Source organism: Streptococcus sp. zg-86 (genome assembly GCF_017639855.1).
GTDB classification, from domain to species: domain Bacteria; phylum Bacillota; class Bacilli; order Lactobacillales; family Streptococcaceae; genus Streptococcus; species Streptococcus zhangguiae.
In genome coordinates this window covers 1,742,501-1,765,597 of record NZ_CP072115.1, presented here as the reverse complement: position 1 = coordinate 1,765,597, position 23,097 = coordinate 1,742,501, and the positions used below count along the sequence as shown (strand labels likewise).

Genomic DNA, 23,097 nt, shown 5'->3' with positions numbered 1-23,097 from the left:
TTGCTAAGAAGGGGATTTTTGAGACCGTGGGCTCAGAATGAATGGTGAACCTTTAGTGAAATTTGCTTGTGTTTGAATTACTTGAGAAACGATTAAAAATAGTAACTATGTCATGCAGATCAAGTATAGCAACTTTTATTGAATAAGATAATGAAAAGCAGTTGAAAAAGAAGCGTTTTTTTGATACACTAAAGAGAAAGATTATGAAGGAGATATGATGGCAGATCGTGGCTTGTTAATCGTTTTCTCAGGACCTTCTGGGGTTGGGAAGGGAACGGTTCGACGTGAGATTTTTGAAAGCTCAGAAAACAAATTTCAGTATTCTGTTTCAATGACAACTCGTCCTCAGCGTCCAGGTGAGGTAGACGGAGTGGATTATTTCTTTAGAACACGTGAAGAGTTTGAAGATTTGATTCGTCAAGGACAAATGCTAGAATATGCAGAATATGTGGGAAATTACTACGGTACGCCATTGACCTATGTCAATGAAACGCTTGACAAGGGGATTGATGTCTTTCTTGAAATTGAAGTCCAAGGGGCTTTGCAGGTGAAAAAGAAGGTGCCTGATGCAGTCTTTATCTTCTTGACTCCACCTGATTTGGATGAATTGCAAGATCGTCTAGTTGGTCGTGGTACAGATAGTGCAGAGGTCATTGCCCAGCGGATTGAAAAAGCTAAAGAAGAAATTGCTCTAATGCGTGAATACGACTATGCGATTGTCAATGATGAAGTGCCACTAGCAGCAGAGCGTGTCAAACGTGTGATTGAGGCAGAGCATTTTCGCGTAGATCGTGTGATTGGCCACTACCAAGACATGCTTAAAGAGATAAAAAATTAGAAATTAGGTAAGAGATATGATGTTAAAACCGTCAATTGATACATTGTTGGACAAGGTGCCGTCAAAGTATTCATTGGTCATCTTAGAGGCAAAACGTGCTCATGAATTAGAAGCAGGTGCAAAAGCAACACAAGAATTTACTTCTGTCAAATCAACGCTTCGTGCCCTAGAAGAAATTGAATCTGGGAATGTGGTCATTCATCCAGATCCGGAAGCAAAACGAGAAGCAGTTCGCCGTCGTGCAGAAGAAGAACGCCTTCGCCAAGAGGAAGAAGAACGTAAGATTAAAGCGCAAATCGCCAAAGAAAAAGAAGACGGCGATAAGATTTAAGAAGCAAGGCTCAGTTGGCAATCCAACTGAGTTTATTTATGTGGCTTTAAGCCCGTCTCGCTCCGATAGGTGCGAGACAAATAAACCACCCGTTATGCGGGTGCGCAACGACTGTTATACAAAAAAATCTCCAAACGCGATACAATAAAGGTGTTCAATCCTACTGTAAAGCGAAAGGAGATAATGCTATGGCACTCAGGCACATAGTTTATCACACACAAAATGGATGTGTAAATATCACATTGTGTTTACCCCTAAGTATAGACGAAAAGTCATTTATAATCAATATAGAAGCAGTTTAGGCGAGATATTTCGCCGATTATGCAGTTACAAAGGGGTAGAAATTATAGAAGGACATCTGATGCCAGACCATGTTCATATGTTGGTTAGTATCCCTCCACGAATTAGTGTATCTAGTTTCATGGGATATTTGAAAGGCAAAAGTGCTCTCATGATGTTTGACAAACACGCCAATCTCAAATATAAGTTTGGGAATCGTCATTTTTGGGCAGAGGGATATTACGTTAGCACAGTCGGTCTTAATGAAGCCACAATAAAGAAATATATTCAAGAGTAAACAAATAATCTGGGAGATTATTTGTTCCATGACATTGCACTTGATAAACTGAGTGTGAAAGAATATGAAGATCCCTTTAGGGATAATGGTAAGTAGTACAACTGCCTCTTTGAGAGGCCAGTGACGAGTCAAGAGCAGTGAGGCTTGAACAACGTGAAAGAGAGCAGCATAGGCGCTGGCTGGTGATGTGGGCTTATAGCCCTTGTTCAAACCACCCGTTTGACGGGTGGTCATGATTTGATGCTTAAATCGTTGAATACAAGAGTAGTAGAAAGGAGTAAGGATGTTTGCAGAGATTATTGTCGATGTGCCCTTGATGCAGACAGATCGTCCCTATACTTATCGTATTCCAGAAGAATTTGAAACGATGCTACAGGTAGGAATGCGGGTTCATGTCCCTTTTGGAAAAGGAGATCGCCTGATTCAAGGCATTGTAATTGGTTTTTCAGAAAGCGCAGGTATTGAAACTAAGGATATTGTAGAAGTGCTGGATTTTTCGCCGGTACTACATACGGAGCAATTGTGGCTAGCAGATGAGTTGCGAAAAACAGTTTTTTCCTATAAAATTTCTCTCCTAAAGGCCATGCTACCCAATCTGCTCAATTCTTCCTACGACAAGATTATCTCACAAGGAGTGGGACTTTCTGATACAGATAGGCAAGCGATTTTTGGAACCAAGACGAGTGTGCATTTCTCGGATTTGGATATAAAGAAACAAGCCCGAGTTATGCGTTTAGTCCAGTCTGGAAAAATTCAAGTAGACTATCTAGCTAGAGATAAAAAGCAGATTAAGACAGAAAAATGGTATCGAGTGTTTCAGGACAAGTTGCGGGAGGTTGGGATTAGCAATCGTGCTAAAAAACGTCAGGCGTTAAAAGAATACTTACTGCAACAAGACAAGCCCGCTAGACTTTCTACCTTGCGTCAGGATTTTTCAGCAGAAAATATCCGATATTTTCAAGAACAAGGTGTAATGGAAGTGTGGGAAGAAGAAGTCAGTCGTACCCAAGCTTATTTTGAGGGGGTAAAATCTGTCTCAGCTTTGCAGTTAAATAGTGAGCAGGCGATTGCTGTACGAGAAATTATTTCAGAAATTGGCCAAGCGAGTAGGACCTATCTGTTAGAAGGAGTGACTGGAAGTGGGAAGACCGAGGTCTATCTACAGGTGATTGACCATGTCCTCAAGCAAGGAAAAACAGCCATTATGCTAGTGCCTGAGATTTCCCTAACACCACAGGTGACCAATCGTTTTATTGCTCGATTTGGTCAAAAAGTTGCCATTCTCCATTCAGGCTTATCAGATGGTGAAAAATATGATGAGTGGCGAAAGATTGAGCGTGGTGAAGCACAAGTCGTTGTAGGGGCACGGTCAGCTATTTTTGCTCCGTTGAAAAATATTGGTGCTATTATCATTGATGAAGAGCATGAGGCAACCTATAAGCAAGATTCCAATCCTCGCTACCATGCACGTGATGTTGCCAAATTGCGAGCGGATTATCATCGTGCAGTCTTGGTGCTTGGTTCTGCTACGCCTAGCTTGGAGAGTCGGGCACGGGCTAGTAAGGGGGTCTATGGCCTGTTAAGGCTGACCAAACGTGCCAATCCGCAAGCGCACATTCCGCCTGTAGAAATTGTTGATTTTAGGGAATATATTGGTCAGCAAGAAGCTAGCAATGTAACGCCAGTCTTGCTAGAGAAAATCAAGGAAAAATTGGTCAAAAAAGAGCAGGTTGTACTCATGCTTAATCGCCGTGGTTATTCGTCTTTTGTGATGTGCCGAGACTGTGGTACGGTAGATGAATGTCCGAACTGTGATATTTCTCTGACGCTTCATATGGATACCAAAACGATGAATTGTCATTATTGTGGCTATCAAAAAGAGATTCCACGTCTTTGTCCAAATTGCCAAAGTCGTTCCATTCGCTATTATGGAACAGGCACCCAAAAGGCTTACGATGAATTAGCAGAGCTTCTGCCGGAAGCAAGAATCTTGCGAATGGATGTCGATACGACACGAAAAAAAGGGAGTCACGAGAAAATTTTAACCGCATTTGGTCGTGGAGAGGCAGATATTTTGTTAGGGACACAGATGATTGCCAAGGGGTTGGATTTTCCAAATGTGACCTTAGTGGGCGTTTTGAATGCCGATACAGCCTTGAACTTACCAGACTTTCGTTCGTCTGAGCGAACCTTTCAGCTGCTCACTCAGGTAGCAGGACGGGCTGGTCGGGCTGACAAGGCAGGCGAGGTTGTCATTCAGACTTACAATCCGCAGCATTATGCGATTGCTTTTGCGAAAGAGCAGGATTATGAAGGCTTTTATCGGTATGAAATGGGGGTTCGCAGATCTTTGGGCTACCCGCCTTATTACTATACGGTTGGCTTGACCCTCTCGCATCGTTCGGAAGAATTGGTTGTCAAAAAATCTTTTGAAGTCCTAAAATTACTGAAGGAAAATTTGACCGATCAGATTCAGTTGCTTGGTCCGACTCCTAAGCCTATTGCACGAACCCATAACTTGTATCACTATCAGATGATTGTAAAATATCGCCAAGAGCCACAGCTATCACAAGTTTTAAATCGTGTACTAGACTGGAGTCAGGAAAAGGAGAACCAAGAACTTCGTGTAATGATTGATCATGAGCCGCAAAATATGATGTGAAGCTGGGCAGAAAGTCTAGCTTCTATTTTAAAGTTAGTAAACATATAGTGAATTGAATAAAGGTTAGGACATCGTTAAGTCGCTTTGATGAACGCCAGCTCTATCTGCAGCTCCTTGCTTTGTCCTATTCCTTTCTCGATCCACTATAGATTGACGCAGTGGTCTGTTGATACCCGAGCTTGAAAATATAAAATAGAGGTTTCTTTTTAATAGTTTTGAGTTCTTTCTCATTCTTTTCATTGGTGCGTTTTTCCAAGTATATCAAGGAGTACTAGTCAAGGGCTTTCTGCTACTTTACAAGGTATTCGAAGGCTTTAACACAGAGAATTGGATTAAAAAATGGTATAATAAAATGGATTCTATCGATGGTTAAGAAAATTCTTCAAAGAAAGGAAGTATGTAATGACAAAATTGATTTTTATGGGGACACCTGAATTTTCATCAATAGTGTTAAAAGGCCTGTTAGCAGATAGTCAGTATGAGATTCTAGCGGTGGTGACCCAGCCAGATCGTGCGGTCGGCAGAAAAAAAGAAATTCGAGTGACACCTGTCAAAGAAGTAGCTTTAGCACATAACCTACCAGTTTACCAACCAGAAAAATTATCTGGTAGTCCAGAATTAGACGCATTGATGTCGCTAGGTGCAGATGGCATTGTTACCGCTGCATTTGGGCAATTTTTACCGACTAAACTACTAAATAGTGTCCATTTTGCAGTCAATGTCCACGCTTCTCTACTTCCAAAATACCGTGGTGGAGCACCGATTCATTATGCCCTTATCAATGGAGATAGCGAGGCAGGTGTGACCCTTATTGAGATGGTCAAGGAAATGGACGCTGGGGATATGATTGCTAAGCATGCCATTCCGATTACAGACGAAGATAATGTAGGAACCTTGTTTGAGAAGTTGGCAGTTGTGGGTCGCGATTTATTACTAGAAAATCTTCCTGCTTATGTGGCTGGAGAGTTAAAACCAAAAGCACAGGACCCCAGCCAAGTGACATTTTCGCCCAATATTAGTCCAGAAGAAGAGCGACTCGATTGGACCAAGACCAATCGGCAAGTCTTTAATCACATTCGTGGAATGTACCCATGGCCGGTGACCCATACCTTATTAAAGGGTGAACGGTTCAAGATTTATGAGGCTACTCTTGCAGAAGGTTCTGGGAAACCGGGTGAAATCATTGCACTTAGTAAAAAGGAATTATTAGTGGCAACAGGCCAGGGAGCCATTGCTCTAAAAACAGTTCAGCCAGCAGGCAAGCCTAGAATGGGAATTGCAGATTTTCTAAATGGATTTGGCCGTCAATTAGCAGTAGGAGATCGATTTGGTGAATAAAAAAGATACAGCGCGAGCGCTTGCTTTAAAGGTTTTAGGACAGATTTTTGATGAAGGGGCCTATTCCAATCTTGCTCTCCAACATGCCCTATCCTCATCGAACTTATCAGAAAAAGATAAGGGACTTGTGACAGAGTTGGTTTATGGGACGGTGATGCGGAAAATCACCTTGGAATGGTATCTGGCACATGTGATTGAGGATCGGGATAAACTTGATTCTTGGGTCTATTATCTGCTTATGCTGAGTCTGTATCAGATGCTCTACTTGGACAAAATTCCCAACCACGCTATTGTTAATGAAGCGGTCGAGCTGGCCAAAAAAAGTCGTGGGACTGATCGATTTGTTAATGCCATTTTAAGGAAAATAATCGATACTGAATTACCAGACCCTGCGACCATCAAACGGAAAAATAAACGCTTGTCCATTCAATATTCCTTGCCTATTTGGCTCGTGAAAAAGCTGATAGAAGAATACGGCGAAGAACGGGCTGTCAAGATTTTCGAGAGTTTATTAGTGCGAAATAAAGCAAGTGTTCGTGTCACAAATCCGGATGATTTAGAAGTCCTAAAACAAGAAACAGGAGCAGAAACATCTCTCTTATCAGCGGTTGGTTTGGTCAAATCAAGTGGTCATTTTGCAGGGGCAGTTGCCTTTCAAGAAGGACGGATTACGATTCAAGATGAAAGTAGTCAACTCGTTGCGCCTACTCTTGCTCTTCAAGGAGAAGAAGAGGTGCTAGATGCCTGTGCAGCTCCTGGTGGTAAGACAGCACATATTGCTAGCTATTTGACAACGGGCAAAGTGACAGCTCTTGATTTATATGACCATAAATTAGCCTTGATTAAGCAAAATGCCAAGCGACTTGGTGTGGCAAGTAAAGTCATGACGAAAAAGCTAGATGCCAGGCACGTCTTTGAAGAATTTGGCGCAGATGCCTTTGATAAAATTTTAGTGGATGCTCCGTGCTCTGGTATTGGACTTCTGCGTCGCAAGCCAGACATCAAATATAATAAGGCAACAGCGGATTTTGCGGCGCTGCAAAGCATACAACTAGAGATACTAGACAATGTTTGTCAAAGTCTTAGAAAAGGTGGTATAATAACCTATAGCACCTGCACGATTGTGGCAGAGGAAAATAGGGAAGTGGTGGAAGCCTTCTTAGCGGCACATCCTAACTTTAAACAAGTAACATTAGAACATAAAAGAGGGGATATTATACAGGATGGTTGTATTCTCATCACTCCAGAGTTATACGGTAGTGATGGATTCTTTATCAGCCAATTCCAGCGAATATCTTAAGAGGAGGAAATGGACCGTATGGAAATTTCATTATTAACGGATGTAGGTCAGAAACGGACCAATAATCAAGACTATGTTAATCGCTATAAAAACCGAGCAGGAATTGATTTGATTGTCTTAGCTGATGGGATGGGTGGTCACCGAGCTGGTCATATCGCTAGCGAAATGGCGGCAACGGATTTAGGAATTTCATGGGTAGACACTCAAATTCATACTCTAAATGATGTTAGAGAGTGGTTTGCGACGATTTTAGAAGCAGAAAATCAAAAGATTCATGAACTGGGAAAAACGGAAGAATATCGTGGTATGGGGACAACCTTAGAAGCGGTTGTTATCATTGAACATCAGATGATTTATGCCCACATTGGAGATTCGAGAATTGGCTTAGTCCGAGATGGTGAGTACCAACAATTGACGAATGACCATTCCTTAGTCGGTGCCTTGGTGCGAGCAGGGCAATTGACGGAGGAAGAAGCAAAACATCATCCTCAGAAGAATTTTATCACTCAGTCCATTGGACAACAAAATCCTATTGAAGCAGATATCGCCTTGAAAACACTTGAAATTGGCGACTATATTCTCATCAATAGTGATGGTCTGACCAACATGGTTTCCAATGAGGATATTCGCGATATTGTTTTAAGTGAAGTTGCTTTAGACAGTAAAACAGAAAGTCTCATTCGCTTTGCCAATAATGCTGGAGGGACGGATAACATTACCGTGGCTCTCATCCATATTACGGAGGAGGCTAGGCAATGATTCAGATTGGAAAAATCTTTGCGGATCGCTACCGAATCGTCCGACAAATAGGACGTGGGGGAATGGCGGATGTTTATCTAGCAAAAGATTTGATTTTAGATGGAGAAGAAGTAGCGGTTAAGGTACTTCGGACCAACTATCAAACAGACCAGATTGCAGTCCAACGTTTTCAGCGAGAAGCAAGAGCGATGGCAGAACTAGACCACCCCAATATTGTACGTATTTCAGATATTGGTGAAGAAGATGGTCAGCAATATCTAGCCATGGAATACGTTGATGGACTAGATTTAAAGCGGTATATCAAAGAGAATGCCCCTTTGTCAAATGATGAAGCGGTGCGGATTATGGGTCAAATTTTGTTAGCGATGAGAATGGCCCATACAAAGGGAATTGTTCACCGCGACTTGAAACCCCAAAACGTTTTGTTGACAAGAAATGGAACTGCAAAAGTGACAGACTTTGGGATTGCTGTGGCCTTTGCAGAAACGAGTCTAACCCAGACGAATTCTATGTTAGGATCGGTACATTATTTGTCACCAGAACAGGCCCGTGGTTCAAAGGCGACAGTACAAAGTGACATCTATGCAATGGGAATTGTACTCTTTGAAATGTTGACAGGGCGGATTCCCTATGACGGAGATAGTGCGGTGACGATTGCTCTCCAGCATTTTCAAAAAGCCTTGCCTTCTGTCAGAGAATCCAATCCTCAAGTACCACAAGCCCTTGAAAATGTTGTCTTAAAAGCAACGGCAAAAAAATTGGCAGAACGCTACAAGACAGTAGCTGAGATGTATGCAGATATTGCTTCTTCTCTTTCCAGCAATCGCTTGTACGAAAAGAAAGTCTTGCTAGAGGATGGGAAAGTAGATACAAAAACTCTGCCAAAACTAGCGAGTATTGCTACTGACCAACGAATTCCTTCTGGGAAGTCTACCCCATCAGAAACAGCGACAAGAGGAGGTGAGCGTGTAGCAAGCCTTCCTGTTAAAACTAAAAAAAGGGTACGTACTCGATATAAGGTTCTTTTTGCAACAATTTTTCTGATTATTGCAGCGATTGTAGCTCTTCTTTACAATACACCTGCAGCGATAAGAGTACCAGATGTTAGTGGGCAGACCTTAGAGGTTGCAAGAGAAACGATTGAAACAGCTGGATTGAAAGTTGGAAAGATTACAGAAGAACCCTCTTCAGAAGTAGAAGAAGGAAAGGTTATCCGAACAAATCCAGCAGCAGACACATCGAAGAAAGAAGGAAGCAGCATTGATATTGTTGTTGCAACGACAGATGCAGTGACCGTTCCGGATGTGGTTGGAAAGAGTTTTGATGATGCCAAAATTGAACTAGAGGCGGCTGGTTTTGTTGTAAAAGAAACACAAGAATATAGTGCAAGTGTTGAAGAAAATAAAGTTATCTCAACAGATCCTAAGGCAAATTCGTCAAAGGCGAAAGGCAGTGCAGTGACAGTAACCGTTTCAAAGGGAGCTGAGCGACATCAGATTCCTAATATCCGTGGAAAGAGTTTGGAAGCTGCTACTCAAGAATTAAAAGCAATCGGCTTAATAATTGGAACAACGACTGAAGAATATAGCGATACGGTTCAAAAAGGTTTGATTGCAAAAGTAAATCCAGAAATTGGTGTAGAAGTTCCAAAAGGAACGGCAGTAAATGTAGTCATTTCCAAAGGTCCGGTGCCAGTTATGCCTGATTTTGGTGCTTTGAGAGTGAGTTATACAGAAGCGAAGCGACAATTGCAAGCCTTGGGAGTAGCAGATGATGAGATTGTAAAAGAAATTGAATCAAATTATATTGCTTCCTCAGGTGATTTGGTCGTTGGTCAATTTCCAGCACCGGGTGCTGCTATCAATGGGCGCGTGACTCTATATGTGTCAGTAGCAGGAACAATCTCTTCTAGCGCAACGAATACAGCAGACACTGGTACTTCTTCAGGAACCACGACAAACAATAATGGTTCAGGAAACTAATAGAGCTTGATTTTCGATTTCAAAAGAGAATGGGCAAAAAGTCCCCAAACTACTCATTTTTATAGTTTGATTAGCTTGACGCCTATCCGTAGTCAAGGGAGTGATTATGGATACCTGAATTTGGAAATCAAAAAGAGAGAACTATCGGGTTTGTAAAACGTTGATAAACCAATATTCCATTAAAAAGGCTAGCCAACTATTTTTCGCTAGCCTTTTTTCCTACCCTAGAAGGAGGTTTTTCTAGTAAATTTTGGTACAATAGTAGGGAAAGGAATCCGTCTATGAGAAAAGTCCAGTTTTTTTTACTAGTTGAAAGTGTTCTTTTTGTCTTGGCCTGCTTTGATGTCATTACAAGTGAGATGGCAAGGGCCATGTTGCTTTTTGCAGGGATTTTGCTAGTGATTTGGTATGTATTAAGTCGTCAAATGACTAGTATCTTCCTCAGTAGTGCTATTTTATTAATTTTTCTAGTTTTTGCCTTTAATCCCTATTTTTTATTAGGCGTTCTCTTTATGATTGTCTATATGTTTATTAACTTCTTTTCGCGCTATGAAAAGCGAAATCAGTACACGCATATTATTTTGGATGATCAGACTTTGGAAGCTAAAAAAGAAAAAACGCAATGGTTTGGAAGTCAGAATCATTCTCAAGATTCCTATGGTTTTGAGGATGTCAATATTATCCGTTTATTTGGTAATGATGTAGTGGACCTAGATGAGACCGTTCTAGTTGGACGAGATAATATTGTTGTCGTTCGCAAAACCTTTGGGAAAACTAAGATTATTGTGCCGATTGATGTAGAAGTTTCACTATCTGTTTCTAGTATTTACGGCCGTGTCCATTTTCTAGGCTTGTCTTACTGGGATTTGCGCAATGAAAGTTTTGCGATAGCTAGTCCCTATTACAAGGATTCCCATAAGCGGGTAAAACTGGTTGTCAATTGCCTCTTTGGTGATGTGGAGGTGGTTCGCGTATGATTAAAAAAGGAACCATTCTTCTTTTGGCTTGGTATGCAACTTTAATCGTTCTTGTTGTTTTATCGGCTGTGTTTCCCATACTCCATCAATCCCTTCTAGACCTTTCGTTATGGACATCGACAGAGCAGTTTATCTTCACCGTAATACTCTTGATTATTGTCTTGACATTTTTCCTGATTTTATTGGTTCAATCGGTTGCTATTGTTACAACGCAAAGTATGCGGCAGAAAATCCGTGCGATTATCCAAAATAAAAATATTCGCACATCATCTGAAGACGATCAACTCCTGCTTCAACTATCGGAAAAAGTTCGTGGGTTGACGCGTCAGGTTCAACTGATTGATAATCAAGACCTGGTAAAAAAAGAAGAAATTGTTGAGGGCGAACGTCGGAGAATTGCCCGTGATTTGCATGATACAGTCAGCCAAGAATTATTTGCTAGCAGTATGATTTTATCAGGTTTGTCGAGCAGCTTAGAGACTTTACCAGCAGAGACCTTGCAACAGCAGCTTGGCATTGTTAAAGAAACAATTGAAACAGCCCAGAGGGATTTGCGAATCTTGCTCTTACATTTACGTCCCAGTGAGCTTGATGGGAAAGACTTGGTCGAAGGGTTTGAGCTGATTCTGCGAGAAGTCAGTGATAAGAGTAGCATTGCAGTCCATTTTCATCATGAAGTAGAAACATTACCAACGGCGATTGAAGAACATTTCTTCCGGATTGGTCAGGAGATTATTAGTAATACCTTGCGTCACTCCAAAGCAAAACATCTGGATGTTTACCTTGTCCAATCAGAGCATGAAGTCCAATTGAAAATGACGGATGACGGTGTGGGCTTTGTGAAAAGTGATGAACAAGAAGTTAGTTACGGTTTACAAAATATTCAAGAACGGGTAGAAGATATGGCAGGAACAGTGAAAATTCGGACAGCTCCTGACAAAGGAGTTGCAATTGATATCCGTGTGCCATTGTTGAAAGGAAAAGAACATGAGCAAGATACGAGTCTTATTGGTGGATGACCATGAAATGGTTCGTCTAGGATTGAAAAGTTTTTTAAATTTACAAGCAGACATTGAAGTCGTTGCAGAAGCTAGCGATGGTCAAGAAGGAATTGCAAAGGCCTTAGAACTAAGACCGGATATCATTGTAATGGACTTGGTGATGCCTCAGTTATCAGGAGTTGATGCGACCTTGGAAATTCTGAAAGAATGGAGAGAAGCAGCGGTCTTGATATTGACTTCTTACTTAGACAACGAAAAAATTTATCCTGTTTTAAAAGCAGGAGCTAAAGGCTACATGTTAAAAACATCTAGCGCTGATGAAATTGTCCGTGCCATTCGTAAGGTCTATCAGGGAGAATTGGCGATTGAAACAGAAGTGGAAAAGAAGATGGAGCACCAAAAACGCCACCCTGCCTTACATGATGATTTGACAGCGCGTGAAAAGGAAATTTTGACCTTGTTGGCAAAGGGCTACGACAACCAACGGATTGCCGATGAATCCTTTATCTCCTTAAAAACGGTTAAAACTCATGTTTCCAACATTTTATCCAAGCTAGCTGTTAGCGATCGGACACAAGCAGTAGTTTATGCCTTCCAGCATGGACTGGTAGCACAAGATCAGGAATCGTGATATAATAATACTCGTCAAAAATCAAAGTCTGACGTCGTTAACTCACCTTGTTTCAACAGTCCAGTAGACTGTTGAAGGTTGGAAATAAGGATTATGTCATAATCCTCAGCTACCATTAGTCCGAACTAGTGGTTCAGTGGAGACGAACTATGCTCGCTCTATTTCTCACCTTCCACAATTCTCAATTGCAAGGGGCGAGCTGCACTCGTTCTATTTCCAACCTTCCACAATTTTCAATTGTGGAAGCTAGTCAGATTTTGATTTTTATAGAGTATAAACAGACGATAGAAGGAGAATTATGGACGCGAAATTAAAGTACAAAGCTAAGAAAATTAAAATCATTTTTTTTGATATTGATGATACCTTGCGTGTCAAGCAGACGGGTTATGTTCCGGCATCTTTGTCTCACGTGTTCCAAGCTTTGAAAGAAAAAGGCATTTTAATTGGAATTGCATCTGGACGTGCTATTTACGGAGTTGTTCCTGAACTAAAAGCCTTAAAACCTGACTACTATGCAATGATCAATGGGAGTTTTGTAGAGGATGCAAAAGGGAGAGTTATCCGCCAAAAATCAATTCCTGAGGAGCTTGTCAAGCGCTTTATTGAGTGGACAAAAGAAGAGGGTATTGAGTATGGACTGATGGGAAGTGACAAGTCTACCCTGTCGCATCGAGATGAGCGAATCAGCAAGACTATTGATATCATTTATGAAAATCTAGAAACAGATCCGGATTTTTATAAAAATCATCCTATTTATCAAATGTGGACTTTTGAGCAAGAAGGTAGGCAAGTAAAACTTCCTATAGACCTTCAGGAAAATCTGCGGAGTGTTCGCTGGGATACAATGTCGTCTGATATTATTCTGAAAGATGCGTCAAAAGCGGCGGGTATTGCAGCTGTGGTAGAACATCTTGGTCTGAAGCCAGAAAATGTCATGGTTTTTGGGGATGAATTGAATGATCTAGAAGCCTTTGACTATGCAGGTATTAGTGTTGCAATGGGAGTTTCTCATCCAGAATTGCAAGAAAAAGCAGATTATATTACAAAAACAGTAGAAGAAGATGGTATTTTACATGCCTTGGAGGAATTTGGTTTGGTAGAAAAAGAAAAGTATTACCCTCAATTAGATTTAGAAAATGTAAGTGGAGCACGTGCTACAATTAAGACGAATCATGGTGATTTGCAGCTTCAGTTATTCCCGGAAATTGCACCAAAAACAGTTGCTAATTTTGTAGCTCTTGCAAAAGACGGTTACTATGATGGTGTCATTTTCCACCGCATTATTAAAGATTTTATGATTCAAGGTGGCGATCCTACTGGCACTGGTATGGGGGGAGAGTCGATTTATGGAGCAGCATTTGAAGATGAATTTTCAATGGAAGTCTTCAATATTCGAGGAGCTCTTTCAATGGCAAATGCAGGACCAAATACCAACGGTAGTCAATTTTTCATCGTTCAAAATACCAAGTTACCTTATGCTAAAAAAGAATTAGAACGTGGTGGCTGGCCAGCTCCGATTGCAGAAATCTATGCAACACAAGGTGGAACTCCACATTTGGATCAACGTCATACAGTCTTTGGTCAACTACGTGATGAAGCGTCCTATGTTGTTTTGGATACTATTGCGGCTGTAGAAACAGGTGCGATGGATAAACCTGTAGAAGACGTCATCATCGAAACAATCGAGATTGAGGATTAAGATGAGAATAGGAGAAAAATTGCGAGGAACCGTAACAGGAATTCAACCATACGGCGCTTTTGTAGAACTGGAAAATGGGACAACAGGTTTGATTCATATTTCAGAAATCAAGACAGGTTATATCGATAATATTCGAGATTATTTAACTATTGGGCAGCAACTGCTGGTTCAAGTTGTTGACGTTGATGAATATAGCAAAAAAGCTAGTCTATCTTTACGAACGTTGGAAGAGGAAAAACAGAAAGTGCAACGACCTCACCGCTTCACAAGTGATCGCTATAAAATTGGTTTTGAACCCTTGGCGAAACAACTCCCGCATTGGATGAAAGAAGCAAAAAGTTTTTTGGACAAACAAACAGAAAATTAAAAAGAAGAAGGCTTCGTCGCAATGGCAATGCCCCTTCTTTTTTCTTGTATGGACCTCTATAATCGTGAAATTGTAGCTTGCTCTCAGGATATGGACTTCGTGCTAGGCACTTTGTATCAACTGATACTCTATTCATATTAATATTCTATTAGAAGAGACTAGCGAACAATTCTTTGCTAGCCCTATTTCCAACCGTTCACAATTAAGAATTGTGAAAGCTAGTCGACATGCAGAGGTGAGAGTAACATAATCCAGTAGATTCGTTTAGCCCGAATCTAGAAATACAGGAGTAAGGATAATCGATTTCTACGAAATCACGATTGAGTCCTACTCCCAATTGGGATGCATAAAAAGTGTTTTTTTATCTCATTATTGGAAGCGATGTCTAGTCCAAAATGGATTTTTTCTTCAATCTGGTATAGAGATTGGGGAAAGTCTAATTTTTATTCCCAAAGTTAGTAATAACACATTGATATAGTGGTTGATTGACTGCTGATAGCGGAGACTGAAAGTGAAATGCGAGGATACTTCAGTAGAATATTTTAGTTTAAGCTTGGAAACTAGAAGGCAAAATCTTTGCTTTACTCATTCGTGTTCTTTCCAACTCCCAAAAAGAGACTGAACTTTTGGTTCAATCTCTTCCAGTCCAGTATTATAAATCGTTTAACCCTCATAAAGAGCAGTTGATAGGTATCGTTCACCGTTGTCTGCAAGAATGGCAAGTACTTTTTTTCCTGCACCAAGCTCTTTTGCAACTTCAATAGCAGCGTAGATAGCCGCTCCAGATGAAATACCGACAAGAAATCCTTCTTGTCCCCCAACCGCACGACCAGTTGCTAGCGCATCGTCTGATTTCACACGGATAATATGGTCATAAGAGTCTGTATCTAAGGTATCTGGAATAAACCCTGCTGAAATACCTTGGATTTTATGTGGGCCAGGAGCTTCACCTGATAGAACAGCGGATTCGTCTGCTTCGACAGCATAAACGGCAATAGTAGGATTTGCCTGTTTGAGAGTATGTGATACACCCGTAATCGTTCCACCTGTTCCAATTCCAGAAACGAAGGCATCGAGTCCTGTTGTACCAAATGCTTCTAGAATTTCTTGACCAGTGGTCTCCTCGTGGACTTTCGGATTAGCAGGATTGGCAAATTGCAACGGTACCCAGCCATTTTGCTCCTCAGCTATTTCATGAGCCTTAGCAATAGCTCCCTTCATTCCTTCGCTACCTGGAGTAAGAACAAGTTCTGCTCCATAAGCCTGAATGATTTTTCGGCGTTCAATACTCATAGTTTCAGGCATGACAATGATCACTTTATAACCTTTTGCAGCACCAACCCAGGCAAGGCCGATTCCAGTATTTCCACTAGTTGGCTCTACAATCGTATTGCCAGGTTTGATGATTCCGTCTTTTTCAGCTTGTTCAATCATCGCTAGGGCAATCCGATCTTTGACAGATGAACCAGGGTTGAAGGCTTCTAATTTCACATACACATCCGCAGCCCCTTCTGGTACGAGATTGTTTAATTTTACGATAGGAGTCTTTCCAACTAATTCAGTAATGTTTTGATAAATCGCCATAAGGCACCTCCACTTTTTGTTGTTCTTAGTATACTCCTGTATCTAGCCTTTGTAAAATATAAAAAACCTATCGCAACGATAGGTGTTATCAATGAACTGGAACTTCCACAACTCGAAATTCCGTAGTTTCGACTTGAACTTTTCCGTGGTAAAACTCGATTAAGCTATCAATTATTTTCTGAGTATCTTCTTTATCAACAAAAATCATAGTACGAATATCTGCTAAAAATGCCGTATCGTATTCTTCTAAATCATGAGTTGCACGCCAGTTGGCAAATTCTTGATACTGAGAATAGCTCATCGTAATAGCAATCCCTTGCTGCTCCTTGACTACGACCATACCAATTTCGGCTAGACAATGTGCAACAGCCCCTGCATAAGCACGAATTAATCCGCCAGCCCCCAGCTTAACACCTCCAAAATAGCGTGTTACAACGGCTGCTACATTAGTCAAGTGATTATTTTCCAAAACGGTTAGCATAGGAACACCAGCAGTTCCAGAGGGTTCACCGTCATCAGATGAGCGTTTGATTTCCATCTGTTCTCCCAAGATAAAAGCAGAGCAGTTATGGGTGGCGCGGTAATGTTCTTTTTTGATGTAGTTAATAAAATCACGAGCTTCATCTTCTGTTTTTACTCTTTTCAAATGGCAAATAAACCGTGATTTTTTGATTTCTTCTTCTGTCAGACCGTCAGCAGTAATAGTACGATATTCTTTCATAACATGATTGTACTAAGTTTTTTTAAAGATGACAAGTTTTCACATTCAAATTACGAATAAATAAGTATGGCAGATATGGCAAATTACTATGGCAGATTGTTTACCCAGTATCAATTGACCGAAACAGAACGACTGCAAGCTAAAACGATACCAAGTCAAACACCGCAACAGACTTGTTTTCGCTGTTCAACCTTATTTGAAGAAAAGCACTGCTTACCAAATGGAGCTCTGTACTGTCGAGAATGTATACTATTGGGACGTGTACGGACAGATGAAGAGTTGTACTATTTTCCTCAGCAACCATTTCCTTCTCAGCACTCTCTCAAGTGGAAGGGGAAATTAACCGCTTGGCAACAAGAAATTTCAAATGGTCTGCAGGAGCAGTTTAAAGCAAGAAAAGCCACAATGGTACATGCTGTGACGGGAGCTGGTAAAACAGAAATGATTTACCAAGTGGTTGCTGATGTGATTGATGGAGGGGGAGCTGTTTGCCTAGCTAGTCCTCGGATTGATGTCTGCATCGAATTGTATAAAAGGTTGAAAGAGGATTTTACTTGTCCAATCAGTCTTTTGCATGGAAAATCGGATTCGTATTTTCGAACGCCTCTAGTTATTTCGACCACGCATCAATTGCTCAAATTTTATCGGGCTTTTGATTTGATTTTGATTGACGAAGTGGATGCTTTTCCTTATGTGGACAATCCTATGTTGTATTGTGCAGTAGAAAATGCTGTGAAAGATGATGGTGTTACTATGTTTCTAACGGCTACTTCTACAGATGAGTTGGAAGAAAAGGTTCGTAGAGGAGCCCTGCATCGTCTGCAATTACCTCGCCGTTTCCATGGAAATCCACTAGTTGTTCCACAAAAAGTGTGGTTATCAAGTTTTGAAACACATTTAAATAAGAAAAAGATTAGTCCAAAACTGACTGGTATGATAGCAGAACAGCGGAAAACTAGGTTCCCCTTACTCATATTTTTGCCTGAAATTCGAACAGGACAACTATTTTCACAGGTGTTAGCAGAGTATTTTCCCAATCAATGTATTGGGTTTGTATCCAGTCAGACTGAAAATCGTTTAGAAATCGTCGAACAATTTCGTAAAAGAGAGATTGATATTCTTGTTACAACAACGATTCTAGAAAGAGGAGTAACCTTTCCTTGTGTAGATGTTTTTGTTGTACAAGCTAATCATGCTCTTTACACATCTTCTTCTCTTATTCAGATTGCTGGGAGGGTGGGGCGAAGTCTGGAGAGACCGACAGGGACGTTACTCTTTTTTCATGATGGAAGTAATCGTGCGATTGAAAAAGCTATTCGGGAAATTCGACTAATGAACAAGGAGGCAGGATATGACAATGTGTCTACTGTGTCAGCAACTTCTTAAACCGAGAATCTTATTTTCAGACATCTTCCTATTAAAAAAGGAAGAAGGAGGAATTTGTTCTGTTTGCCGAAAAAAATTTAATCTGATTTCAGATATTCATTGTCCAAATTGCTTTAAAGAAGGAGAAAAAACAATCTGTTCGGATTGTCGCTATTGGCAGGAAAAAGGCCTAGATGTTTCACACGAAAGCCTATATAGCTATAATGACCAAATGGCAGACTACATCAGTCGATATAAATTTATCGGAGACTATCTCCTTAGAATCATTTTCGCAGACAAGTTGAAGCAATATTTTAAAAATAAAGTTGGCTATTGCCCAGTTCCCATTCCGATCAGTAACCAGCGTATGAAAGAACGAGGTTTTAATCAAGTAACAGAATTACTAAGTGCTGCAGGAGTCAGATTTACTGCTCTTCTTCAAAAAGAAGATACTAAGAAACAGTCCGAAAAGACTCGGAAAGAGCGATTGGCCCTACAACAACCATTTTCAGTTATAGATAAGATGGCTATTCCTGACAAAATAATATTGATAGATGATGTCTATACAACAGGTGCCACTATTCAACTAGCAAAGAAAGTGTTGATGAAAAATGGAGCGAAAACCGTCATAAGTTTTTCACTAGCTCGTTAGTAAACGCTTGCAAAAAAATACTAATATGGTATAATAGTAGTGAACAAAAGCGAAAGCTTAGAAAGAGGTATTTACTATGATTAAATTTAGCATTCGTGGAGAGAACATTGAAGTAACAGAAGCTCTTCGTAGTTATGTCGAAGATAAAGTAGCCAAAATTGAAAAATACTTCCATGCGGATCAAGAGTTAAATGCAAAAGTAAATCTCAAAGTGTACCGTGATAAACGCTCAAAAGTAGAGGTAACTATCCCTCTAGGCTCAATTACACTTCGTGCGGAAGATATTTCTCAAGATATGTACGGGTCAATTGATTTGGTAGTGGACAAGATTGAGCGCCAAATCCGTCGCAATAAAACAAAGATTGAAAAGAAAAATCGTCAAAAAGTTTCTACTAGCCAATTGTTTACAGAAGAACTAGTGGAACAGGTTGAAGAAGAAGTAAAAGTCGTGCGTACAAAACAAGTCGATTTGAAACCAATGGATTTGGAAGAAGCCATTTTACAACTAGAATTGTTAGGGCACGATTTCTTCATTTACACAGATGCCAAAGATAGTACAACGAATGTTATTTATAAACGAGAAGATGGCGATTTAGGTTTATTGGAAGTTAAATCTTAACAATTTATTTTCTAATAAGTGAGGCACCTCCGAAGTCTACGCAACAGTCAGGCCTTGGAGGTGCTAATTGCTTAGGATAATGAAAAAAAGTGCATTATTTTCTTGACAATAAGGTATAGAATATAGTATATTAGATTAGCTGAAAAGAACAGCGATAGGTATATAGTGCTCTTGCCGAAAAGAAAAAATTGAAAAAAAGATAAAAAAGTTTCAAAAAGGTGTTGACAAGAGGAACAAGAAGTGATATACTGATATAGTTGTCGCTTGAGAGAGCGGCAAACAAGACCTTTGAAAATTAAAGAAGACGAACCAAACGTGCAGGGTGGTTTATGGAGACATAAACCGTCAATGAACAAAAAGAACATAAATCTGTCAGATGAACAGAATGAGTGAAGACTCAAACTTTTGATGAGAGTTTGATCCTGGCTCAGGACGAACGCTGGCGGCGTGCCTAATACATGCAAGTAGAACGCTGAAGCTTGGTGCTTGCACCGAGCGGAGGAGTTGCGAACGGGTGAGTAACGCGTAGGTAACCTGCCTGGTAGCGGGGGATAACTATTGGAAACGATAGCTAATACCGCATAATAGTACTTACTGCATGGTAAGTATTTGAAAGGTGCAAGTGCACCACTACTAGATGGACCTGCGTTGTATTAGCTAGTTGGTGAGGTAACGGCTCACCAAGGCGACGATACATAGCCGACCTGAGAGGGTGATCGGCCACACTGGGACTGAGACACGGCCCAGACTCCTACGGGAGGCAGCAGTAGGGAATCTTCGGCAATGGGGGGAACCCTGACCGAGCAACGCCGCGTGAGTGAAGAAGGTTTTCGGATCGTAAAGCTCTGTTGTAAGAGAAGAACGTTAGCGGGAGTGGAAAATCCGCTAAGTGACGGTAACTTACCAGAAAGGGACGGCTAACTACGTGCCAGCAGCCGCGGTAATACGTAGGTCCCGAGCGTTGTCCGGATTTATTGGGCGTAAAGCGAGAGCAGGCGGTTTGATAAGTCAGAAGTAAAAGGCTGTGGCTTAACCATAGTATGCTTTTGAAACTGTCGAACTTGAGTGCAGAAGGGGGGAGTGGAATTCCATGTGTAGCGGTGAAATGCGTAGATATATGGAGGAACACCGGTGGCGAAAGCGGCTCTCTGGTCTGTAACTGACGCTGAGTCTCGAAAGCGTGGGGAGCGAACAGGATTAGATACCCTGGTAGTCCACGCCGTAAACGATGAGTGCTAGGTGTTGGGTCCTTTCCGGGACTCAGTGCCGTAGCTAACGCATTAAGCACTCCGCCTGGGGAGTACGACCGCAAGGTTGAAACTCAAAGGAATTGACGGGGGCCCGCACAAGCGGTGGAGCATGTGGTTTAATTCGAAGCAACGCGAAGAACCTTACCAGGTCTTGACATCCCAGTGACCGTCCTAGAGATAGGATTTTTCTTCGGAACACTGGTGACAGGTGGTGCATGGTTGTCGTCAGCTCGTGTCGTGAGATGTTGGGTTAAGTCCCGCAACGAGCGCAACCCCTATTGTTAGTTGCCATCATTAAGTTGGGCACTCTAGCGAGACTGCCGGTAATAAACCGGAGGAAGGTGGGGATGACGTCAAATCATCATGCCCCTTATGACCTGGGCTACACACGTGCTACAATGGCTGGTACAACGAGTCGCAAGTCGGTGACGACAAGCTAATCTCTTAAAGCCAGTCTCAGTTCGGATTGTAGGCTGCAACTCGCCTACATGAAGTCGGAATCGCTAGTAATCGCGGATCAGCACGCCGCGGTGAATACGTTCCCGGGCCTTGTACACACCGCCCGTCACACCACGAGAGTTTGTAACACCCGAAGTCGGTGAGGTAACCGAAAGGAGCCAGCCGCCTAAGGTGGGATAGATGATTGGGGTGAAGTCGTAACAAGGTAGCCGTATCGGAAGGTGCGGCTGGATCACCTCCTTTCTAAGGAAACGGAACTCTGTACGTAGTCTTCTTTAATTTTGAGAGGTCTTGTGGGGCCTTAGCTCAGCTGGGAGAGCGCCTGCTTTGCACGCAGGAGGTCAGCGGTTCGATCCCGCTAGGCTCCATACAGTCACTGGATGTGATTGTAGGAATTGTCCATTGAAAATTGAATATCTATATCAAATAGTAACAAGAAAATAAACCGAAAACGCTGTGAATTAATGAGTTTTCTAATTTGAAAGAATTAGGTTAAATAAGGTTAAGTTAATAAGGGCGCACGGTGGATGCCTTGGCACTAGGAGCCGAAGAAGGACGTGACTAACGACGAAATGCCTTGGGGAGCTGTAAGTAAGCATTGATCCAGGGATGTCCGAATGGGGGAACCCAACATGTAATGCATGTTATCCATGACTGTTAAGGTCATGCGAAGGAAGACGCAGTGAACTGAAACATCTAAGTAGCTGCAGGAAGAGAAAGCAAAAGCGATTGCCTTAGTAGCGGCGAGCGAAACGGCAGGAGGGCAAACCGAAGAGTTTACTCTTCGGGGTTGTAGGACTGCAATGTGGACTCAGAATTTGTAGAAGAATCCTCTGGGAAGGGGAGCCAAAGAGAGTAAGAGCCTCGTATTCGAAACAGAATCTGTACCTAGCAGAATCCTGAGTACGGCGGGACACGCGAAATCCCGTCGGAATCTGGGAGGACCATCTCCCAACCCTAAATACTCCCTAGTGACCGATAGTGAACCAGTACCGTGAGGGAAAGGTGAAAAGCACCCCGGGAGGGGAGTGAAATAGAACCTGAAACCGTGTGCCTACAACAAGTTCGAGCCCGTTAATGGGTGAGAGCGTGCCTTTTGTAGAATGAACCGGCGAGTTATGATATGATGCGAGGTTAAGTTGAAGAGACGGAGCCGCAGGGAAACCGAGTCTGAATAGGGCGAATTAGTATCATGTTATAGACCCGAAACCATGTGACCTACCCATGAGCAGGTTGAAGGTGCGGTAAAACGCACTGGAGGACCGAACCAGGGCACGTTGAAAAGTGCTTGGATGACTTGTGGGTAGCGGAGAAATTCCAAACGAACTTGGAGATAGCTGGTTCTCTCCGAAATAGCTTTAGGGCTAGCGTCGATGTTAAGTCTCTTGGAGGTAGAGCACTGTTTGGGTGAGGGGTCCATCTCGGATTACCAATCTCAGATAAACTCCGAATGCCAACGAGATATAATCGGCAGTCAGACTGCGAGTGCTAAGATCCGTAGTCGAAAGGGAAACAGCCCAGACCACCAGCTAAGGTCCCAAAATAATTGTTAAGTGGAAAAGGATGTGGGGTTGCACAGACAACTAGGATGTTAGCTTAGAAGCAGCTATTCATTCAAAGAGTGCGTAATAGCTCACTAGTCGAGTGACCCTGCGCCGAAAATGTACCGGGGCTAAAACAATTTACCGAAGCTGTGGATACCTATTTATAGGTATGGTAGGAGAGCGTTCTATGTGTGGAGAAGGTGTACCGTGAGGAGCGCTGGAACGCATAGAAGTGAGAATGCCGGTATGAGTAGCGAAAGATGGGTGAGAATCCCATCCACCGTAAGACTAAGGTTTCCAGGGGAAGGCTCGTCCGCCCTGGGTTAGTCGGGACCTAAGGAGAGACCGAAAGGTGTATCCGATGGCCAACAGGTTGATATTCCTGTACTAGAGTATGAAGTGATGGAGGGACGCAGTAGGCTAACTCAACCGGACGATTGG

The 23,097-nt window shown here is 41.9% G+C and carries 17 protein-coding genes, 1 tRNA gene, 2 rRNA genes and 1 pseudogene (1 of these 21 running past the window's edge); 19 read left to right on the top strand and 2 right to left on the bottom strand.

From position 1 onward, the window contains the following. Positions 1-214: 214 nt before the first annotated feature. The 13 genes and pseudogenes from gmk (at position 215) to J5M87_RS08205 (ending at position 14,462) form a co-directional block, all read left to right on the top strand. Positions 215-838 (top strand): guanylate kinase, encoded by a 624-nt coding sequence (gmk, locus tag J5M87_RS08265; RefSeq protein ID WP_309109427.1) that lies wholly within the window; start codon positions 215-217, stop codon positions 836-838. A gap of 16 nt (positions 839-854) precedes the next feature. Next, the gene (rpoZ, locus tag J5M87_RS08260; protein WP_075098715.1) at positions 855-1,169 is read left to right on the top strand and encodes a DNA-directed RNA polymerase subunit omega; all 315 of its coding nucleotides are present in this window, start codon (positions 855-857) and stop codon (positions 1,167-1,169) included. 226 nt (positions 1,170-1,395) lie between these two features. Next, a pseudogene (tnpA, locus tag J5M87_RS08255) lies at positions 1,396-1,842 on the top strand (IS200/IS605 family transposase). 187 nt (positions 1,843-2,029) lie between these two features. Next, positions 2,030-4,408, top strand: coding sequence for a primosomal protein N' (locus J5M87_RS08250; RefSeq protein ID WP_154608909.1), 2,379 nt, complete (start codon positions 2,030-2,032; stop codon positions 4,406-4,408). 402 nt (positions 4,409-4,810) lie between these two features. Continuing rightward, positions 4,811-5,746, top strand: a complete 936-nt coding sequence (gene fmt, locus J5M87_RS08245; protein WP_154608910.1) for a methionyl-tRNA formyltransferase — start codon at positions 4,811-4,813, stop codon at positions 5,744-5,746. Further along, the gene (gene rsmB / locus J5M87_RS08240; protein WP_154608911.1) at positions 5,736-7,046 is read left to right on the top strand and encodes a 16S rRNA (cytosine(967)-C(5))-methyltransferase RsmB; all 1,311 of its coding nucleotides are present in this window, start codon (positions 5,736-5,738) and stop codon (positions 7,044-7,046) included. Before fmt ends, rsmB begins: the two co-directional genes overlap by 11 nt. Positions 7,047-7,064: 18 nt before the next feature. After that, positions 7,065-7,805: a Stp1/IreP family PP2C-type Ser/Thr phosphatase gene (locus J5M87_RS08235; protein ID WP_154608912.1), complete on the top strand. Its 741-nt coding sequence runs from the start codon at positions 7,065-7,067 to the stop codon at positions 7,803-7,805. Further along, positions 7,802-9,787, top strand: coding sequence for a Stk1 family PASTA domain-containing Ser/Thr kinase (pknB, locus tag J5M87_RS08230; RefSeq protein WP_154608913.1), 1,986 nt, complete (start codon positions 7,802-7,804; stop codon positions 9,785-9,787). Before J5M87_RS08235 ends, pknB begins: the two co-directional genes overlap by 4 nt. 281 nt (positions 9,788-10,068) lie before the next feature. Further along, positions 10,069-10,764, top strand: a complete 696-nt coding sequence (gene liaF, locus J5M87_RS08225) for a cell wall-active antibiotics response protein LiaF (protein WP_154608914.1) — start codon at positions 10,069-10,071, stop codon at positions 10,762-10,764. Beyond that, entirely contained in the window at positions 10,764-11,783 is a 1,020-nt protein-coding gene (locus J5M87_RS08220) for a sensor histidine kinase (protein ID WP_160463302.1), read from the top strand. The genes liaF and J5M87_RS08220 overlap by 1 nt, the downstream gene beginning before the upstream one ends. Further along, positions 11,752-12,396 carry a response regulator transcription factor gene (locus J5M87_RS08215; protein ID WP_154608916.1) on the top strand — a complete coding sequence of 215 codons (645 nt, stop codon included), beginning with the start codon at positions 11,752-11,754 and terminating at the stop codon, positions 12,394-12,396. Before J5M87_RS08220 ends, J5M87_RS08215 begins: the two co-directional genes overlap by 32 nt. Positions 12,397-12,694: 298 nt before the next feature. Next, positions 12,695-14,095: a bifunctional Cof-type HAD-IIB family hydrolase/peptidylprolyl isomerase gene (locus J5M87_RS08210; RefSeq protein ID WP_154608917.1), complete on the top strand. Its 1,401-nt coding sequence runs from the start codon at positions 12,695-12,697 to the stop codon at positions 14,093-14,095. A gap of 1 nt (position 14,096) precedes the next feature. Continuing rightward, entirely contained in the window at positions 14,097-14,462 is a 366-nt protein-coding gene (locus J5M87_RS08205; RefSeq protein ID WP_154608918.1) for a S1 RNA-binding domain-containing protein, read from the top strand. A 663-nt stretch (positions 14,463-15,125) separates the two neighbouring features. Here J5M87_RS08205 and cysK read toward each other — a convergent pair. After that, positions 15,126-16,046, bottom strand: coding sequence for a cysteine synthase A (gene cysK / locus J5M87_RS08200; protein WP_154608919.1), 921 nt, complete (start codon positions 16,044-16,046; stop codon positions 15,126-15,128). Positions 16,047-16,134: 88 nt separating this feature from the next. Further along, complete coding sequence (locus J5M87_RS08195) at positions 16,135-16,767, bottom strand: YigZ family protein (protein WP_154608920.1); 633 nt, start codon at positions 16,765-16,767, stop codon at positions 16,135-16,137. Between the two features lie 66 nt (positions 16,768-16,833). Here J5M87_RS08195 and J5M87_RS08190 point away from each other — a divergent pair, with 66 nt between their 5' ends. From J5M87_RS08190 to J5M87_RS08165, 6 genes are all read left to right on the top strand, one after another. Continuing rightward, positions 16,834-18,153 (top strand): DEAD/DEAH box helicase, encoded by a 1,320-nt coding sequence (locus tag J5M87_RS08190; protein WP_154608921.1) that lies wholly within the window; start codon positions 16,834-16,836, stop codon positions 18,151-18,153. Then, positions 18,119-18,784, top strand: a complete 666-nt coding sequence (locus J5M87_RS08185) for a ComF family protein (RefSeq protein ID WP_154608922.1) — start codon at positions 18,119-18,121, stop codon at positions 18,782-18,784. Before J5M87_RS08190 ends, J5M87_RS08185 begins: the two co-directional genes overlap by 35 nt. A gap of 76 nt (positions 18,785-18,860) precedes the next feature. Next, positions 18,861-19,403: a ribosome hibernation-promoting factor, HPF/YfiA family gene (gene hpf / locus J5M87_RS08180; RefSeq protein ID WP_154608923.1), complete on the top strand. Its 543-nt coding sequence runs from the start codon at positions 18,861-18,863 to the stop codon at positions 19,401-19,403. 404 nt (positions 19,404-19,807) lie between these two features. Next, positions 19,808-21,355 (top strand): 16S ribosomal RNA (locus tag J5M87_RS08175). Positions 21,356-21,407: 52 nt separating this feature from the next. After that, a tRNA-Ala gene (locus J5M87_RS08170) sits at positions 21,408-21,480 on the top strand. 132 nt (positions 21,481-21,612) lie between these two features. Further along, positions 21,613-23,097: ribosomal RNA gene (locus J5M87_RS08165) — 23S ribosomal RNA — on the top strand; it runs 1,420 nt beyond the window's last position. Together the 16S and 23S rRNA genes with 1 tRNA gene alongside form the textbook arrangement of a ribosomal RNA operon.